The organism is Pasteurellaceae bacterium RH1A (assembly GCA_012221805.1).
Taxonomy (GTDB): Bacteria; Pseudomonadota; Gammaproteobacteria; order Enterobacterales; family Pasteurellaceae; genus RH1A.
Genome location: CP015195.1, coordinates 1,335,235 through 1,351,139 on the forward strand (window position 1 = coordinate 1,335,235; position 15,905 = coordinate 1,351,139).

13 protein-coding genes are annotated in these 15,905 nt (G+C 47.5%); 11 read left to right on the plus strand and 2 right to left on the minus strand.

The genetic code is table 11. The features are described 5' to 3' along the window. The first annotated feature begins 48 nt into the window (after positions 1-48). From A4G20_06265 to A4G20_06315, 11 genes are all read left to right on the plus strand, one after another. Positions 49-1,098, plus strand: a complete 1,050-nt coding sequence (locus A4G20_06265; protein ID QIW15962.1) for an outer membrane-stress sensor serine endopeptidase DegS — start codon at positions 49-51, stop codon at positions 1,096-1,098. A 139-nt stretch (positions 1,099-1,237) separates the two neighbouring features. Beyond that, positions 1,238-1,912: a cytidylate kinase gene (locus tag A4G20_06270; GenBank protein QIW15963.1), complete on the plus strand. Its 675-nt coding sequence runs from the start codon at positions 1,238-1,240 to the stop codon at positions 1,910-1,912. Positions 1,913-2,005: 93 nt separating this feature from the next. After that, complete coding sequence (locus A4G20_06275; GenBank protein QIW15964.1) at positions 2,006-3,667, plus strand: 30S ribosomal protein S1; 1,662 nt, start codon at positions 2,006-2,008, stop codon at positions 3,665-3,667. Between the two features lie 72 nt (positions 3,668-3,739). After that, the gene (locus A4G20_06280) at positions 3,740-4,018 is read left to right on the plus strand and encodes an integration host factor subunit beta (GenBank protein QIW15965.1); all 279 of its coding nucleotides are present in this window, start codon (positions 3,740-3,742) and stop codon (positions 4,016-4,018) included. Between the two features lie 69 nt (positions 4,019-4,087). Next, the gene (locus tag A4G20_06285) at positions 4,088-4,372 is read left to right on the plus strand and encodes a hypothetical protein (protein QIW15966.1); all 285 of its coding nucleotides are present in this window, start codon (positions 4,088-4,090) and stop codon (positions 4,370-4,372) included. Beyond that, positions 4,372-5,565, plus strand: coding sequence for a lipopolysaccharide assembly protein LapB (locus A4G20_06290; GenBank protein QIW15967.1), 1,194 nt, complete (start codon positions 4,372-4,374; stop codon positions 5,563-5,565). Before A4G20_06285 ends, A4G20_06290 begins: the two co-directional genes overlap by 1 nt. 19 nt (positions 5,566-5,584) lie before the next feature. Then, a complete protein-coding gene (locus A4G20_06295; GenBank protein ID QIW15968.1) occupies positions 5,585-6,277 on the plus strand; it encodes an orotidine 5'-phosphate decarboxylase in 693 nt (230 codons plus the stop codon). 113 nt (positions 6,278-6,390) lie between these two features. Then, positions 6,391-6,702, plus strand: coding sequence for a translation initiation factor Sui1 (locus tag A4G20_06300; GenBank protein ID QIW15969.1), 312 nt, complete (start codon positions 6,391-6,393; stop codon positions 6,700-6,702). Beyond that, the gene (locus A4G20_06305; GenBank protein ID QIW15970.1) at positions 6,703-7,242 is read left to right on the plus strand and encodes a hypoxanthine phosphoribosyltransferase; all 540 of its coding nucleotides are present in this window, start codon (positions 6,703-6,705) and stop codon (positions 7,240-7,242) included. A 249-nt stretch (positions 7,243-7,491) separates the two neighbouring features. Continuing rightward, entirely contained in the window at positions 7,492-9,423 is a 1,932-nt protein-coding gene (locus tag A4G20_06310; protein QIW15971.1) for a hypothetical protein, read from the plus strand. Then, positions 9,423-9,902, plus strand: coding sequence for a transcriptional regulator (locus A4G20_06315; GenBank protein ID QIW15972.1), 480 nt, complete (start codon positions 9,423-9,425; stop codon positions 9,900-9,902). The genes A4G20_06310 and A4G20_06315 overlap by 1 nt, the downstream gene beginning before the upstream one ends. Before the next feature lie 6 nt (positions 9,903-9,908). Here A4G20_06315 and A4G20_06320 read toward each other — a convergent pair whose 3' ends face one another. Together A4G20_06320 and A4G20_06325 are read right to left on the minus strand one after the other, a co-directional pair. Next, complete coding sequence (locus A4G20_06320) at positions 9,909-12,764, minus strand: ATP-dependent helicase (GenBank protein ID QIW15973.1); 2,856 nt, start codon at positions 12,762-12,764, stop codon at positions 9,909-9,911. Then, entirely contained in the window at positions 12,761-15,904 is a 3,144-nt protein-coding gene (locus A4G20_06325; GenBank protein QIW15974.1) for a hypothetical protein, read from the minus strand. Before A4G20_06325 ends, A4G20_06320 begins: the two co-directional genes overlap by 4 nt. Between the last annotated feature and the right edge of the window lies 1 nt (position 15,905).

Below are 15,905 nucleotides of genomic sequence, written 5' to 3' on the forward strand. Positions count from 1 at the left end.
GCAAAAACCTGCTACAATAGCCCGCAAATTCATAGGCAGGAGGATGTTGTGGTTAAAAAGATCTTACAAGCGGTCGGTTTTGGGCTATTTTGTGCAATTCTAATTCTTTATGTTGCCCCGCTTTTTAATCGCACCTCCCTGTTTTCGTCTGAAAAAGAGATTATGAGCTACCACGATGCGGTGAAAGTCGCCTCGCCTGCGGTGGTTAATGTCTATAATCAAGCCTTTGATACCTCCTTTACCCAAGACAGCCAAGGCTCCAACGGCCTGCATGTCACCAACCTAGGCTCGGGCGTGATTATGTCTAAGGATGGTTATATCCTAACTAATAAGCACGTTATTCAAAATGCTGATGAGATCTTAGTTGCCCTGCAAAATGGCACCTTTAGCAGTGCGACCTTGGTAGGGTCTGACACCTTGACCGATCTGGCTGTGCTGAAAATTGAGGCCGATAACCTGCCGACCATCCCACAAAACCCTAAGCGGCCTGTTCGAGTGGGGGATGTGGTGCTAGCCATTGGTAACCCTTTTAACTTAGGGCAGAGCATTACCCAGGGCATTATCAGTGCCACAGGCCGCAGTGCCTTAACCGAGGGTGGGCGGCAGAATTTTATTCAGACTGATGCTTCCATTAACCGTGGTAATTCAGGTGGGGCCCTGGTTAATTCCTTGGGAGAGCTGATTGGCATCAGCACGTTGAGCCTGGGCAAGAACAGTGATGAAATCGCCGAGGGCCTTAATTTCGCCATTCCGATTAGCCTGGCCAACCGTGTGCTAGAGAAGATTATTCAAGACGGGCGGGTTATTCGTGGTTATTTGGGCGTGGGCAGCGATCTCTTCTATACAGCCAAGCAGCTGGGCATCGCCGATTATGGGGTAATTGTGACCAATGTGACCCCTTCTGCCCCCGCTGAACAGGCAGGCATTCAGGTGGGCGATTTGATTTTGGAAGTAGCCGGCGTGAAAGCCGAAACTCCGCAGCAGATGATGGAAACCCTGGCGGAGTTAAAACCGCAAACGCAGGTGAAGGTGCTGGTTTCTCGTAATGGTCGCTTGTTGGAGTTTATGGTGACGATAGGGGAGTATCCGGAGTCTTAACGTCTCCCCCCAAGATAGCGCCAGCCTCCAGGCTGGTGCTGAAATGATACTTTGGCACTAGCCTGGAGGCTGGCGCCATCATTTGTACAACTAACAAGCGACTAAAACCCGTCAATTTTTTGCAAATTTATAAGGAAAGATCATGAACATTGTGATTACAGTCGATGGCCCAAGTGGAGCAGGTAAGGGGACCTTATGTCACGCCCTGGCCGAGAAATTAGGTTTTGATTTTTTAGATTCAGGCGCTATTTATCGGATCTTGGGTTTGGCCGCAGTTAAAAAGGGCCTGGATTTTGCCGATGAGGATAAACTAGCCCAATTAGGCCGCCAGTTAGATGTGCAGTTTGTGCCGCAAGATGGCGAGGTGCAGGTGATTTTAGAGGGCGAAAACGTAGGCGATCAGATCCGCACAGCAGAAGCCGGGCAAAATGCCTCCAAAATTGCCGTTTTCCCTAAGGTTCGAGAGGCTCTTTTACAACGCCAGCGTGACTTTAGCACGGAAAGAGGTTTGATTGCCGATGGGCGGGATATGGGCACCATTGTCTTTCCAGAAGCCCAAATTAAGCTCTTTTTAGACGCAAGTGCCGAAGAACGCACAAAAAGACGCGTAAAACAGTTGCAAGAAAAGGGATTTAATGCTAACTTTGACGAGATTTTAGCCGAGATAAAAGAGCGTGACTTCCGTGACCGAAATCGGGAGGTGGCGCCCCTTGTTCCGGCTAAGGATGCCTTGCTTTTAGATTCGACCCATTTGTCGATTGAAGAAGTGATTGAGCAGGCCTTAAAACATATTGCTCAAACGCTCAAAATTTAATTCAACATCAGGCCAAGGATAGCCTGATTTTAACCACAACCCCATTTAAGACGGATCTTAATTGGCTTTTATATTTATTTAGAGAATTTAATTATGACTCAATCTTTTGCTCAACTCCTTGAAGAATCACTAAACGTTGCTAAATTAGGCTCAGTGGTACAAGGTACTGTCGTTGCTATCCAAAAAGGCTATGTGCTTGTGGATACTGGTTTCAAATCTGAATCTGCCATTCCAGCAGAAGAATTCACCAATGCACAAGGCGAGCTTGAAGTTCAAGTTGGCGACGTTGTTGATGTGGTTCTTAAGGCTGTTGAAGACGGTTTAGGTGAGACCATCGTTTCTCGTGGCGATGCTAAACGCAACGAAGCCTGGATCAAACTTGAGAAAGCCTTTGAAGAGCAAGCTACTGTAGTTGGTTTAGTAAACGGTAAAGTTAAAGGTGGCTTCACTGTTGAGCTAGACGGCGTGCGTGCCTTCTTACCAGGTTCATTAGTTGATACTCGCCCAGTGCGTGACTCTTTAAACCTTGAAGGTCAAGAGTTAGAGTTCAAAGTAATCAAACTTGATCAAAAACGCAACAACGTGGTTGTTTCACGTCGTGCTGTTATCGAATCTTCAAGCAACCAAGACCGTGAAGAGGTTCTTGCTAACCTAGAAGAAGGTGCAGAAGTTAAAGGTACTGTTAAGAACTTAACTGAGTACGGTGCCTTCGTTGATCTTGGCGGCGTTGATGGCTTACTCCACATCACAGACATGGCTTGGAAACGTGTTAAACACCCAAGCGAAGTGGTGAACGTTGGTGATGAAGTAACTGTTAAAGTATTGAAATTCGACAAAGAGAAAACCCGTGTTTCACTCGGTCTTAAACAATTAGGCCAAGATCCATGGGCTGCTATCGCACAAAACCACCCAGTAAACAGCAAATTGACTGGAAAAGTAACCAACTTAACAGACTACGGCTGCTTCGTTGAGATCTTAGACGGTGTTGAAGGTTTAGTTCACGTTTCCGAAATGGATTGGACTAACAAGAACATCCACCCATCTAAAGTGGTTAATGTAGGTGATGTGGTTGAAGTTATGGTATTAGAAGTGGACGAAGAACGTCGTCGTATTTCTTTAGGCTTAAAACAATGTAAAGCCAACCCATGGGAACACTTCGCTAACACCCACAGCAAAAACGACAAAGTAACTGGTAAGATCAAGTCTATCACTGACTTCGGTATCTTCATCGGTCTTGAAGGCGGTATCGATGGTTTAGTTCACTTATCTGACATTTCTTGGAATGTTGCAGGTGAAGAAGCCGTTCGTAGCTACAAGAAAGGTGACGAAGTATCAGCCGTTGTTTTAGCTGTTGATGCAGTGAAAGAGCGTATCTCTTTAGGTATCAAACAATTAGAATCTGACCCATTCACTAACTTCGTAGATGGCACTAAGAAAGGTGCAATCGTGAAGGGTACTGTGGTTGAAGTTGATGCCAAAGGCGTGAAGGTTGAGTTAGAAGGTGGCGTTGAAGCCTTCATCCGTGCTAACGAAGCAACCCGTGACCGCGTTGAAGACATCACTACTGTAATCAAAGCTGGCGATGAAATCGAAGCCAAATACACTGGTGTTGACCGTAAATCACGCGTAGTTAACCTTTCTGTTCGTGCTAAAGACGAAGCTGAAGAATCAGCTGCCCTTGCTCAAGTGAACAAACAAGAAATTGAAGTTCCAAGTGCAATGGCTGCCGCTTTTGCTCAAGCAAAAGGTGAATAATTCGTAGTCTTACGAAGCCAATCAAACGGATACACTGCGGTGTATCCGTTTCAATCTCATAGCGAGTGACTTATGACTAAATCTGAACTGATTGAAAATTTAGCAATGAATCATCCTCATCTTCCCGTTAAAATGGTGGAAGACAGCGTGAAGGAAATTTTGGAGCAAATTACACAATCGCTTGAACAGGGTAAGCGTGTTGAAGTACGCGGATTTGGCAGTTTTTCCTTGCATTATCGTCAGCCTCGTGTAGGGCGTAACCCGAAAACAGGCGACAGCGTCAAATTAAACGCAAAATATGTACCCCATTTCAAAGCAGGCAAGGATCTCAAAGAGCGTGTAGATGCCTAGTCTGCCACAGGCGACACTCAGTGTCGTTTTTTATTAGCAAATCTCACAATCAGAATAAGAGGAGAAGGTATGAAATATATTCTAGGTTTAGTAATTGTATTGGCCATTATTCTTGTGACTGTTACCATCGGTGCCAATAACGATCAACTGATTACGGTTAATTACATTGTAGCCAAAAGCGAACTCCGCTTATCCTCCCTTGTTGCCATTCTCTTTGGTTTTGGTCTCTTGTTGGGCTGGTTTATTACCGGTTTCTTCTATCTCAAATTAAAAGTCCAAAATATGGCCTTAAACCGCCGTGTTAAACGTCAGGCTCAACAAATCAACGAATTATCTCTACCAAAGGTTGAGTAATGCTTGAATTATTGTTCCTTTTACTGCCCATTGCTGCCCTTTATGGCTGGTATATGGGGCAACGCAGTGCTAAAAAGGATCAAGAAACAGTTAATAATAAATTCTCCCGTGACTATGTCACGGGCTTAAACTTTCTTTTATCTAATCAGCAGGAAAAGGCGGTTGATCTTTTCCTTTCTATGCTGCAAAAACAGGAGGCAGAAAACCAAATTGCCTCCGAATCGCAGTTTGAAGCTGAACTCACCCTGGGCAACCTCTTTCGCTCCCGTGGCGAAGTCGATAGAGCCTTACGCATTCACCAAGCCCTAGACAACAGCCCCAACTATTCCATTGAACAAAAACTCCTGGCCAAGCAACAGTTAGCCAAGGACTTTATGGCCGCTGGTTTTTATGATCGGGCAGAAAATTACTATATTTTGCTCTTGGATGAACCTGAATTTTCCGTCAATTCCCTGACCCAGCTGATGGTGATTTACCAAAAAATGCGGGAATGGAAAAAGGCCATCAATGTAGCTGAAAAACTACTCAAGGTAGATAACCAAACTGACAAAACTCCGCTGGCCCATTATTATTGTGAATACGCCCAAAGCCTCAAGGCTGATAATCCTCAAGGTTTTTTGGTTGCCATTCACAAGGCTCTGGCTTATCACCCTGCTTGCTCCCGTGCCTCTCTTTTATTGGGCGATTATCACCTAGAGCAGGGCCAATACCAAGAAGCCCTCAAGCACTACGAAGAGGTTTTACAGCAAGACCCTGCCTACATCAGCGAGGCCATCCCTAAAATCAAGCAGTGCTACCAAGCCCTGAACGACCCAGATAGCTTTGAGCTTTTTCTCATTCGAGCCAACCAAATACAGCACAATAGTGCAGTGGACATTGCCTTAGCCGAATTTGTGGAACAAAAAGATGGGCTGGAAGCCGCCCAATCTAAACTTTACCAACAGGTCAAGAATTACCCCAATATGATCACCTTCCACTGCTTTATTCATTATCAGGTTAATGAAGCCGAGGAGGGCAGGGGCAAGGACAGCCTCATCCTCCTGCATAAAATGGTGGGCGAACGGATTAAAAAAAGTTTACAATATCGCTGTTTAAACTGCGGTTATCAGAGTTACCGACTGGCCTGGCACTGTCCATCCTGCCGCCAGTGGGAAAAGGTCAAACCCATTCAAAGCATAGATGGCATCATCTAAACCTAAAGAGGAATATCACATGGATAACAAAATCATTGTCGCCCTAGACTATGAAACCGAAAATGAGGCCCTGGCCTTTGTTGATCAAATTGACCCTAGCCTTTGCCGGGTTAAGGTGGGCAAGGAAATGTTTACCACGCTTGGCACCAACTTTGTCAAACAGCTTCATGAGCGTAAATTTGATGTCTTCCTAGACCTCAAATACCACGATATTCCCAACACCGTTGCCCGTGCCGTGCGTTCTGCGGCTGACTTAGGCGTTTGGATGGTGGACTTACACGCATCAGGTGGCCTCACTATGATGGAAGCAGCCAAAAAAGTGCTAGAGCCTTATGGCAAGGACGCTCCACTCCTGATTGGTGTGACAGTTTTAACCAGTATGGAAGACTTAGATCTACTTCAAATCGGCATTAACGCCTCCCCAATGGAACAGGTTATTCGTTTAGCTCACTTAGCCCAGCGTGCCGGCCTAGATGGGGTAGTCTGTTCCCCACAAGAAGTGGAAGTCTTACGTTTACACTGCGGCAATGATTTCAAATTGGTTACCCCAGGTATCCGCCCAAAGGGTTCAGCCTTTGGTGATCAACGCCGAGTGATGACCCCGAAAGAGGCCATTGATACTGGTTCAGACTACTTGGTTATTGGTCGGCCGATTACCCAGGCGGAAAATCCTGTGGATGTGCTGAAAGCAATTAATCAGTCTATTGCCTAAAATATGATAGCGCCAGCCCCCAGGCTGGTGCTGGTAGCAAAAAAGGCACAAGCGAGGGCGCTTGCGCCATCATTTTTTATTGCAAGCGGTCTAAAACATAAGGAAATTCACAAATGACACTGGTCTATTCTACCGAAATCGGCAGGATTACCCCTGAAAAACCCAAGGCGGAACGCCCTAAGGGTGACGGCATTGTCCGCATTCAACGCCAAACCTCTGGCCGTAAGGGCAAGGGCGTGTGCGTGATTACAGGCTTGGATTTGGATGATAAGGCCCTCAATTCCCTGGCCTCTGAACTCAAACGCCGCTGCGGTTGTGGCGGAGCTATGAAGGACGGCCTTATCGAAATTCAGGGCGACAACCGTGATCAACTCAAACAAATTTTGGAACAAAAGGGCTATACCGTTAAATTGGCTGGAGGTTAAATGAAAAAGCACCATGTAGAAGTTATGCTCTCTGAGCAGGAAGTCAAAACCCGAATTGCCGAATTGGCCAAGGAAATCAACCACCACTACCAGCATAATCACTGTGAAAAACTGGTGGTGATCGGCCTCCTGCGTGGCTCCTTTATGTTTATGGCCGATCTGGTTCGCCTGCTAGACCTGCCTGTGGAAGTGGACTTTATGACCGCCTCCAGCTACGGCACGGGCACTGAGTCCAGCCGTGATGTTAAGATCCTCAAAGATTTGGACGGCGAAATTCAGGGCAAGGACGTGTTGATTGTAGAAGACATCATCGACACTGGCTTCACCCTCAACAAGGTGCGGGATATTCTCAACCTAAGAGAACCCCGTTCCATTGCCATTTGCACCCTCTTAGACAAGCCTTCCCGCCGTGAGGTAGACGTACCTGTTGAGTGGGTGGGCTTTAGCATTCCAGATGAATTTGTAGTGGGCTATGGCATTGACTATGCCCAACAACACCGCCAGCTGGGTTATATCGGCAAGGTTGTGATGGATGAATAATGTTAAGTGTACAAAACGGTTGCTGAGCTTGTCGAAGCATAAGTTTTGTACGCTTTTCAGGGAAATATCTAATGGTTCGACAACAGTTCGACAAGCTCACTGATCGTCTCACCCACCGATATTTTAACCGCTTGCAGGCAACTTCAAGCGGTTTTGCACGTGTAGGGTGGGCATCCCTGCCCACCGATTTAACCGAGATCGCAGTGGTGGGCAAGGATGCCCACCCTACACAAATTAACAGGAAAACGAATGTTCAAAAAAAGCCTTATTGCCAGTATTTTGTTTAGTTCCCTAGCTTTCGCCAATCCGCCCGCTAAAATGTGGACGGAAGCTGAGGTGCAGGCCCAGCTTACCCAGCAAAAACAGGCAAGTCAAAAGCTAGAGGCCCAACGCCAGCTCTTTGTTAAGGCCGAAGCCCTACTCAATACGGCCAATTCGCAAAACCGCCTGCCTGAGGCTACCGAAAAGCTCCTAGGTCGCATGATGAGCCAGTTGGAAACCTATCCCCTCTATGGTGATTTGCAAGCCCTGCTAACCAAGGTTAAAAGCGGCCTTGATAAGCCAAAGGCAGGCCAAACCAAACTGAGCCCAAGTGAGGCCCAGTGCCAATCTTTTGCCCAGTCCTTCCAGGAGTTAGCAGAAAAACTCCAGCCCAATCCTGAGGCAGAGCAGGCCGGTGCGCTTCCTCCGACCAAGTCTCTGGAAATGGATAGCCTACTTGACCAATTCGGCCTCTTCTGGCTCAATAGCAATGAGGTGCAAGTGCCGGAGGCCTGCCAGGGAATTGAAGCCTACTGGCGGGATCAGGGCCTGAAAACGGAGGGCTTGGTTAAGGATAAAGCGGTCAAATTATTCACAAAATCTGCAAAAAACCTAGCAGACCTAAATGATGAACGTATCCAGGCCTGGTTGGATGAAGTCAAAAAGCTGGCCAAGAACCCAGCCTATTTGCAAGAATTTGCCCAAAATCAACCGCTTGATGGCTGGAATAAGGCCCTAGTGGAAGGAGCCTTTAGTGCCTTTGTTCGCACCCTCAAAGAGCAAGACACCAACCCTGATTTTAGCCCTTATCAAGCCTGGATCAGCAAGTTTGAATTAGGGCCAAAGGTGGAAAGAGCCTGGAAAATTGCCTACCTTAACCGCCTTTTTGACAATGAAAACCCGCAGTTTATAGCCTGGCGAGATGAGCAAATCGGCCAACTCAAGGCCGATAACCTAACCGAACGCCGTATCCGCATGGCTCTGTGGCAAAAGACGGACTTGCAAGGCTGGCTGGATCTGCTTTCTGATGAAGCTAAGAATAAATTAGAATGGCGCTATTGGTTGGCTAAAACCCACCCAACCGACAAGGAAAAGCTGCTAACCGCCCTTAGCCAAGAAAGGGGCTTTTACCCCATGCTGGCTGCTCAAGCCCTGGGCAATCCCTACCAATTTAAGGCTCCGCAGGTATCGGCTTCACTTGATGGCTTAGAGACAAAGCTTGCCCAAATTGAGGAATACCGGGCTTTAAAACGCTTTAGCACGGCCAAGAGCAAGTGGATCGAACTGGTCAAGGCTCAAGGCTTTGAAAGGCAGGTGGTTTTGGCTGATTATGCCAACCAAGCCGGTTGGTTTGACTTGGGAGTCGAGGCCACCATCCAGGCCAAGGCTTGGGACTATATTGATCAACGCCTGCCCAAGGCCTATCTCGACTGGTTTGCCCTCCATTTGGCTGACACAAACATCAAGCAGAGTTTTGCTATGGCCATTGCCCGCCAGGAAAGTGCCTGGAACCCGCTGGCCCGCTCCCACGCCAATGCCATGGGCCTGATGCAGATGCTGCCAACCACGGCCAAGGAAACCGCCCAAAATAGTGGCCTGCTTTACCGGGGCGAACAGGACTTATTCGAGCCTTTTAACAACATTATGCTGGGTACAGCCCACCTCAACGAACTCAACGCCAAGTACCCCAACAATCGCATTCTGGTTGCCTCGGCCTACAATGCAGGAGCCAGCAGGGCAGACCGCTGGTTGCAAAGGGCAGGCGGGCGGCTGGCCATGGACGAATTTATCGCCTCCATCCCCTTTTTAGAAACCCGGGGCTATGTGCAAAATGTGCTGGCCTACGACTATTACTACCAAATCATTTTAGGTGAACCGGCCCCGGTTATGTTCACCCCTGAAGAATTGAGGACCTACTAATGGAAAAGAAACTGCCCAAGGCCCTAGATGCCATTGATCTCAAAATCTTAAATGAGCTACAACGTAACGGAAAAATCTCCAATATTGAGCTGTCCAAGCGGGTTGGCCTTTCCCCAACTCCGTGTTTAGAGCGGGTCAAACGCCTAGAAAAGCAAAATGTGATCATGGGCTACCGGGCCTTGCTCAACCCAGAATTGCTGGATACGCCGCTTCTGGTTATTGTTGAAATTACCCTGGTGCGGGGCAAGCCGGATGTTTTTGAGGAATTTAATCACGCTGTCCAACAGCTAGACGAAATCCAAGAATGCCACCTGGTATCGGGCGATTTTGACTACCTCCTTAAAACCCGAGTGGCCGATATGGCTGCTTACCGTAAACTGCTGGGCACAACCTTGCTCCGCCTGCCAGGCGTGAACGACACCCGCACCTATGTGGTGATGGAGGAGGTTAAGCAGACTAATTATTTATTGTTACGCTAAACATCTTTAACTTATCTGCCATCTGATCGCAAACACCTGTTCCACAGAGGTTTTTTGTTTGAGTTTGCGATCAATTTCCGCAATTAGCTCATCTTTTTTGTCTTCGATTTCGTCTTCCAATTCCTCACGCTCATTGCGTAGGCGGCGGATAGATCTTTCGATTACCTTTTGTGCTTCAAGACACTGTTTTTGCTCTGTCAGATCCCCTGCTAAACGTGCCGCTTTTTTCGCCTCTCGCAATTCCTCCTTGGCCTCCTCAATTTTCAGGGTGGCAGTCGCAAGGGTATCTTCTGCCCAAGCATCAATCCTCTCCATTTGGGTTTGGATCAGATCCTTATTTTGCTCGGCCAATTGAGCGATTTTGGCGTCAATACTACGTCTAGCCTGGTCATCTAGGCTAAGCGGTGGAATTTGTTGTATTTTTTGCATATCCGCCGGCAGGGAGAGGAGTTTTTGGCAGAAGTCCTGATCCAGCCATTGGCCTTGGTCGTTGCAGGCGGTAAAGATTAGCTCTTCCTGTAACTGAGCCTCTGAACGAGTTTGCATCTTGTCTAGTCGCAACCAGCCAGATTGCCCCTTGGCCTGTTCTATCACGCTTAATTTGGCATCGTATTGATCTAACTTAAATCTTAATTCTACAATGTCTTGGGTATTGGCAGCCAAGGCTTGAGTCAGGCACCATTCCCCTAAGGTACTATTAAGACGGTGGAGGTGGTAGGCAGTTGATACTGCCTTATCTTGAGCACTAATCAGGCGGTATCTGCCCTGAGGAATGGCCAGATCTGGGCTATGGGTAAGCAAGAACTGATGGCTCTGTTCAAAGATGGCTCGTTCGCTTAAAGCAAATTGGCTGACTGCCCAGAATTGTCGGCTCATCTTATCCAAGCGATCAGTCAGGGCGTTTTTCAGGAGGTTGAGCACATCTTCATCAAAATGCTTAAAGAGTTCGGTGCGGGTGCGTTCCAGCTGGTCTTGGATTTGCTGGTCTAATTCTGCCTGCAAGCGGTCGAAGGCCGCCTGGATTTCTTCTGGCGTACGGCATTGGTCGTAGATGGCAGCAATTTGGCGTTCAATATCCAATCCAGACTCAATCTTGCCTAAGATCTTATCAGAAGCCCCGAATACCCCCTCAAAGAGCGCAAATTTTTGGGCCAGTAACTGTAAAACCCGTTTATCTGCTTCGTTACGGTTATTGAGGAAATTAATCACTACCACATCAAATTTTTGCCCATAACGGTGGCAACGTCCAATCCGTTGTTCCACCCTTTGTGGGTTCCAGGGCAGGTCGTAGTTAATCAGGAGCGAGCAGAATTGCAGATTGACCCCTTCGGCTCCTGCCTCAGTGGCAATCATAATGCTGGCCTGATGTTTGAAATGGTCAATAAGGGCAGTTCGCTTGTCCACATCAATAGAGCCTGTCGCTTGTTCAAGGTTGGTTTGTAACCAATTTTGATAGATAGCTTGGCTATGAGAGCTGCTATTTGTGCCGCTAAACATCACCACTTCTTGTGCATAACCATGTTGGTTGAGAAAATCAAAGAGATACTGTTGGGTTTTAACGGATTCAGTAAAGATAATGGCCTTTCTCTGGGCGCCCAGCTGGGCCATCTTGCCAAAGCCAACATCTAGGGCTCTTAAAAGGGCCTTGATTTTGCTGTCTTCGCCTAAATGATGGGCCTGCTCAATAAAGCCTTGAATTTCAGCAATTTCGGCTTTTAAGCGGCCTAATTTTTCATCTTCACTCTCATTTTTTGAGATTTCTTCAAGCTCTTCAATCTGTTCAGGCTGGTTGTGACTTTCATCATCCCAATCCTCGTAATCGCTGCTTAAATCTTCCTCTTGCCAGAGATCAAGCGGGGCATTTTCTTGGAAATTTTGCAAAAGATTTTGCAGACGTGCCAAAATAGTTTGCAGGGTGGCTGCAATGGCCCTTGGGCTGGAGGCCAGGAGCTTGCGCAAAATCAAGCCGGTTAAATGGCGCTGACTCGCAGGCAGGGCAAAGGTATTGGTACGCCGTAGAAAATCAGAAATTTGCTCATAAAAGGCCAATTCTTTTTCGGTTGGCTCAAAGGTTTGCGTGACGGCCTGGCGTTTCGTGTAGCGCACATATTCCAGCACATCTGCCCGCAAGGTGCGTTTCACATAGGGGCTTAGGCGATCCTTGAGTTCCTCCAAACGGCCCTGATTAACATAGGCCTTGCGGAACTGCTTGGCCTCACCAAAGAGGTAATCATCTAAAAAGGTTGATAGGCCATAAAGCTCCATCAGGGAATTTTGTAGCGGGGTGGCGGTAAGCAGGATCTTCTTACAGTGGGCAAAGGTGTCCCGAATGGCCTTGCCCATCTTATTGCTTTTTTGATGGGCATTACGCAATTTATGGGCCTCATCAATAGCCACCAAGTCCCAGGCCTGCAAGAGTAGCGTGCTACTTTGTTGGGCAACAAAGTGATGTGAAACAATCAAGACCTGTTTTCCAGTATGTTGATTGAAAAAGGCTTGTGGCTTTAAACCGCTCTTTTTTATCACAGTTTTATCCACAACCAGACTAGGTAGGTTAAATTTTTCCTGCAACTCATTGGCCCATTGCTTGCGTAAACTGGCCGGGCAGACCACCATAAGCTGGCGTTTGCGTTCTGCCCAAAGCTGACAGAGGATCAAGCCTGCCTCAATGGTTTTACCCAAGCCCACCTCATCAGCCAGCAAGACCCCTTGCTGCAAGGGGTTTTTAAGGGCAAAGAGGGCAGCGTCAATTTGGTGGGGGTTGAGATCCACTTGGGCATCAAATAAGGAGCGGGAAATATCTTGGGCCCGATTAAGCGTGATGTCTAAGGCATAGTATTTAGCGTGATAAGGGGTAATCATAGAGTTTTCTCCAATATTTGATGGAAGAGTTGGTTTAAATAATCCTCATCTGTCATAAACAAAATATGTTTTTCAGCAAATTCATCTTCTGCCCAGTCGTCCAAATCACTACGCTTGGTAATGGCAAGAATAAAGCTGTTTAAAATTAAGTCTGGGCCTAATTGGGCCTGTAATTTCTCCAGTTCCTGATGGAGTTGGAATTTAGGGTCGCTCTTGCCCATTCGCCCGATTCCCTTAGGATCAATAAAGGTCAGCCACTGTTTGCCGCTTTGATGATCCACTATCCAGACCAGAAAATCCGGGTAGAAATTATCGGCACTGGCAAAGCCCAGCCCCTTGGCCCTATTGCCCGCATTACGCATTAAATAGAGGGACTTATTGGGCAAGAGCTGTTTGAGGTCTGCTTTTTGCAGATCCTGCAAGAAGTCAAATTCACTTTTCTCCTTAAGGGCGATAGGGGTTAGGGTAAAAGGTAATTGCTCTCCCTTGGCACTGTCTTGCAAAAAGAGGGGATAATACAAGTGCTCCTTGATGGTAAAGGCAATGAGCTGGTTCTGATCATCCGTCCATCGGCGCACCTGCTCCAAATCCCCTTGTTCAACCAGGGTTTTTAGCTGCTCAATTTTGACCAGGCTATCTTCATCGGTAAACCTAAATTGATAGCTGTTAAGAAGGGATAGGTTATGCTCATCCACTTCAACCACCTCATAATGCTGGCTTTCATAAAGCTGTTTAACCTTGTTATAAAAACGTTGGGTATAGATTTTAAGCAGCTCGATAAGCAGGTTTTCCAGGGCCACAAGTTTGCTCACTTGATTAACAACCAAACTTTCAGGCGGGATATAGAGCTGATACCAATCCTGCGAATGTTCGACAAAATGGCGTAATTTATCCCGGTCTAGCCGCAAATTGTAGTAGCCCTCTTGCTGCTTAAATTGCCAGAGGGCGAGATAGATCCTATCCCAGTTAAAGAGCGGCAGAATATGGCTTGGGATTTTGCCCTCAAGCCGTTGATCTTGCTTAGTGCTTACGCTGGTTTGGCTACTGATGGCCTCCACTCTTGGGTAGGCATCCAAGACGGCCAAGAGGTTGCGGGGCTTGATTTTGCCCTCATATTCAGGCGGCATTTCATACAGATTGAGGGGCTGCACCCGCTTAAAGGCCTTGGCCCGTAGACCCCGGTATTCCTCTTTGAGCCTGAGGGTTTTAAGGCCGGGTGGAATTTGGTGTTTGACTGGGAAATCCAGAGTTAACACGGCTTCTTGCTCCAACTCCTCTTGAATATATTTTTGGAACTCGGCCATATAGTCGGCCTTGATCCCGAAAATATTGAGGGTTTCCAGCTCCCGCAAATGTAGCGCCCTTACCTCTTTTTCAGCATAATTGGAACGTTTTAAGGAAAAATCCCGCCCCTTGAGCCGCACGCCCCGCCCGAAGAGCTGGATAATTTGTGCCCCTTCCGACCGACCCATATTGAGCAGGCCCATGGTGGAGACCCGCCAGCTAGACCAGCCCTCGCTAAACTTACGCGAGCCAATTAAGAGGTTAATCGAACTCTCTTTTTTATTGATCTTCTCAAAGAGCCTTTCACTAAACTCATCATTTTGGGTGGCTAGGCCCTGTTCGCCGGCCTGTTTAAAGAGGGCAGCATCATCGCCTACATTAATCACGCCAAAGACTTGTTCTCCCACTTTTAAGGCCAATTCGCCCGGGCTTTTTTTCACATTCACCAAGGTCAAATGTTGCAAAAAATCGGCCTGAAAGACCCGCTTGAGCACATCTTGGTACAAACCCTCTAGGTCCTTTTTCCACTCTGCCAAGGCCCTAAAGCGATGGAGGAAAATGCTCTTGCCCTGCTTATCTAGAAGCTGGGCAGAGTCTTCTAGGAGGGCCCTAAACCAGGCCAAAATAGCCGGCTTATTTTCAGGCTTTAAGAAGTCGTTAAGCAGGTGCAAGACCTGTAAAATATCCGAATCTTCCTTGTTGACCGTATTGCCTACAAAGACCCAGAGGGGATTTTCCAGGTTGTAAGCGGTCAAGTTTTCCCGATTTTTCTCAAAGAGATAGCGCTGCTGATAAAAGGCCAGCAAACAGGCCCAGAAATAGGTTTGAGCGTGCTGATCGTAGTATTCGGCCTTCATATTGAGAATAAGATGTTCCTTGCCGTAGCCATCACGGTAGAAATACTTATAGGAATAATCGAACAAGATGGCCTTGGCATAGGTTTCATAGAGGCGGTTGGCCTTTTTGTAGGTCCCAACGGCTTGGCCAAAGGTGGCAGAGTATTCAAAGGCAAAGCCTGAGCCTATCATCTGCTCCCGCCGCTTGAGCCATTCTTCGCCTTTGGCTCCCCGGTGGCCTTCGTCCACCAAAATCAGCTTATTGCCGTCTGCAAAGGCTTCCACCGCCACGGTTTTGTCGCCAGACTTATCGGCCAATTTATGAATATCGATCACCTTAATATCGGCATAGTCCAGGCTGCCGTTTTTATCAAAGAGGGCAGCCTCCATATTAGAAGCCTGAAATTCCTCAATATGCTGGAGGGAGAGACCATCGTTAGGGGTGAGCAAGTAAATCTGCAACTTCTCCTTCTGGTGGGGGGCAGCATAGTGCTGGAATTGCAGAATATTGACGTGCATAAGCAGGGTCTTGCCGCTGCCGGTGGCATTCCAAAAGGCGATCTTATTTAAGTCTTGCTCGGTATAAGGTGGCAGGGCCAAGCCCTCCTTGGCCTGATTTTCCCCTAATTGCTGGTTAAGGGCAGCCAAGAGGCGGTCTTTTTGATTGAAATACCAGTCCAAATAAATTTCCGTAAAGAGGAGGGAAAGATACTGGAAGTATTTAAGGGCTAAAATATGCCCACTTTCCTGGTTACGGCCATGGGTAATCTTGGCCCAGTGCTGGACGATGTTAAAGTCATAACGGCTTAGATCCTGCTGGCTAATCAGATCCGTATGGAAAAGCTGCTGGTTCAGGGCCAGGAAAAAGTGGCTGTGGCCGGTGTGAGGGTCTATGCCCTCACAATCGCCCAGACGGGTTTTAAAGGCGGCCAGATCTGCCTGATTAAAGAGGGATAAGGCCCACTGGTTAAGCACCAAGTCCTGATGAAAGCTGCGTTTGGTTATGGGTTTCTTGGCCATT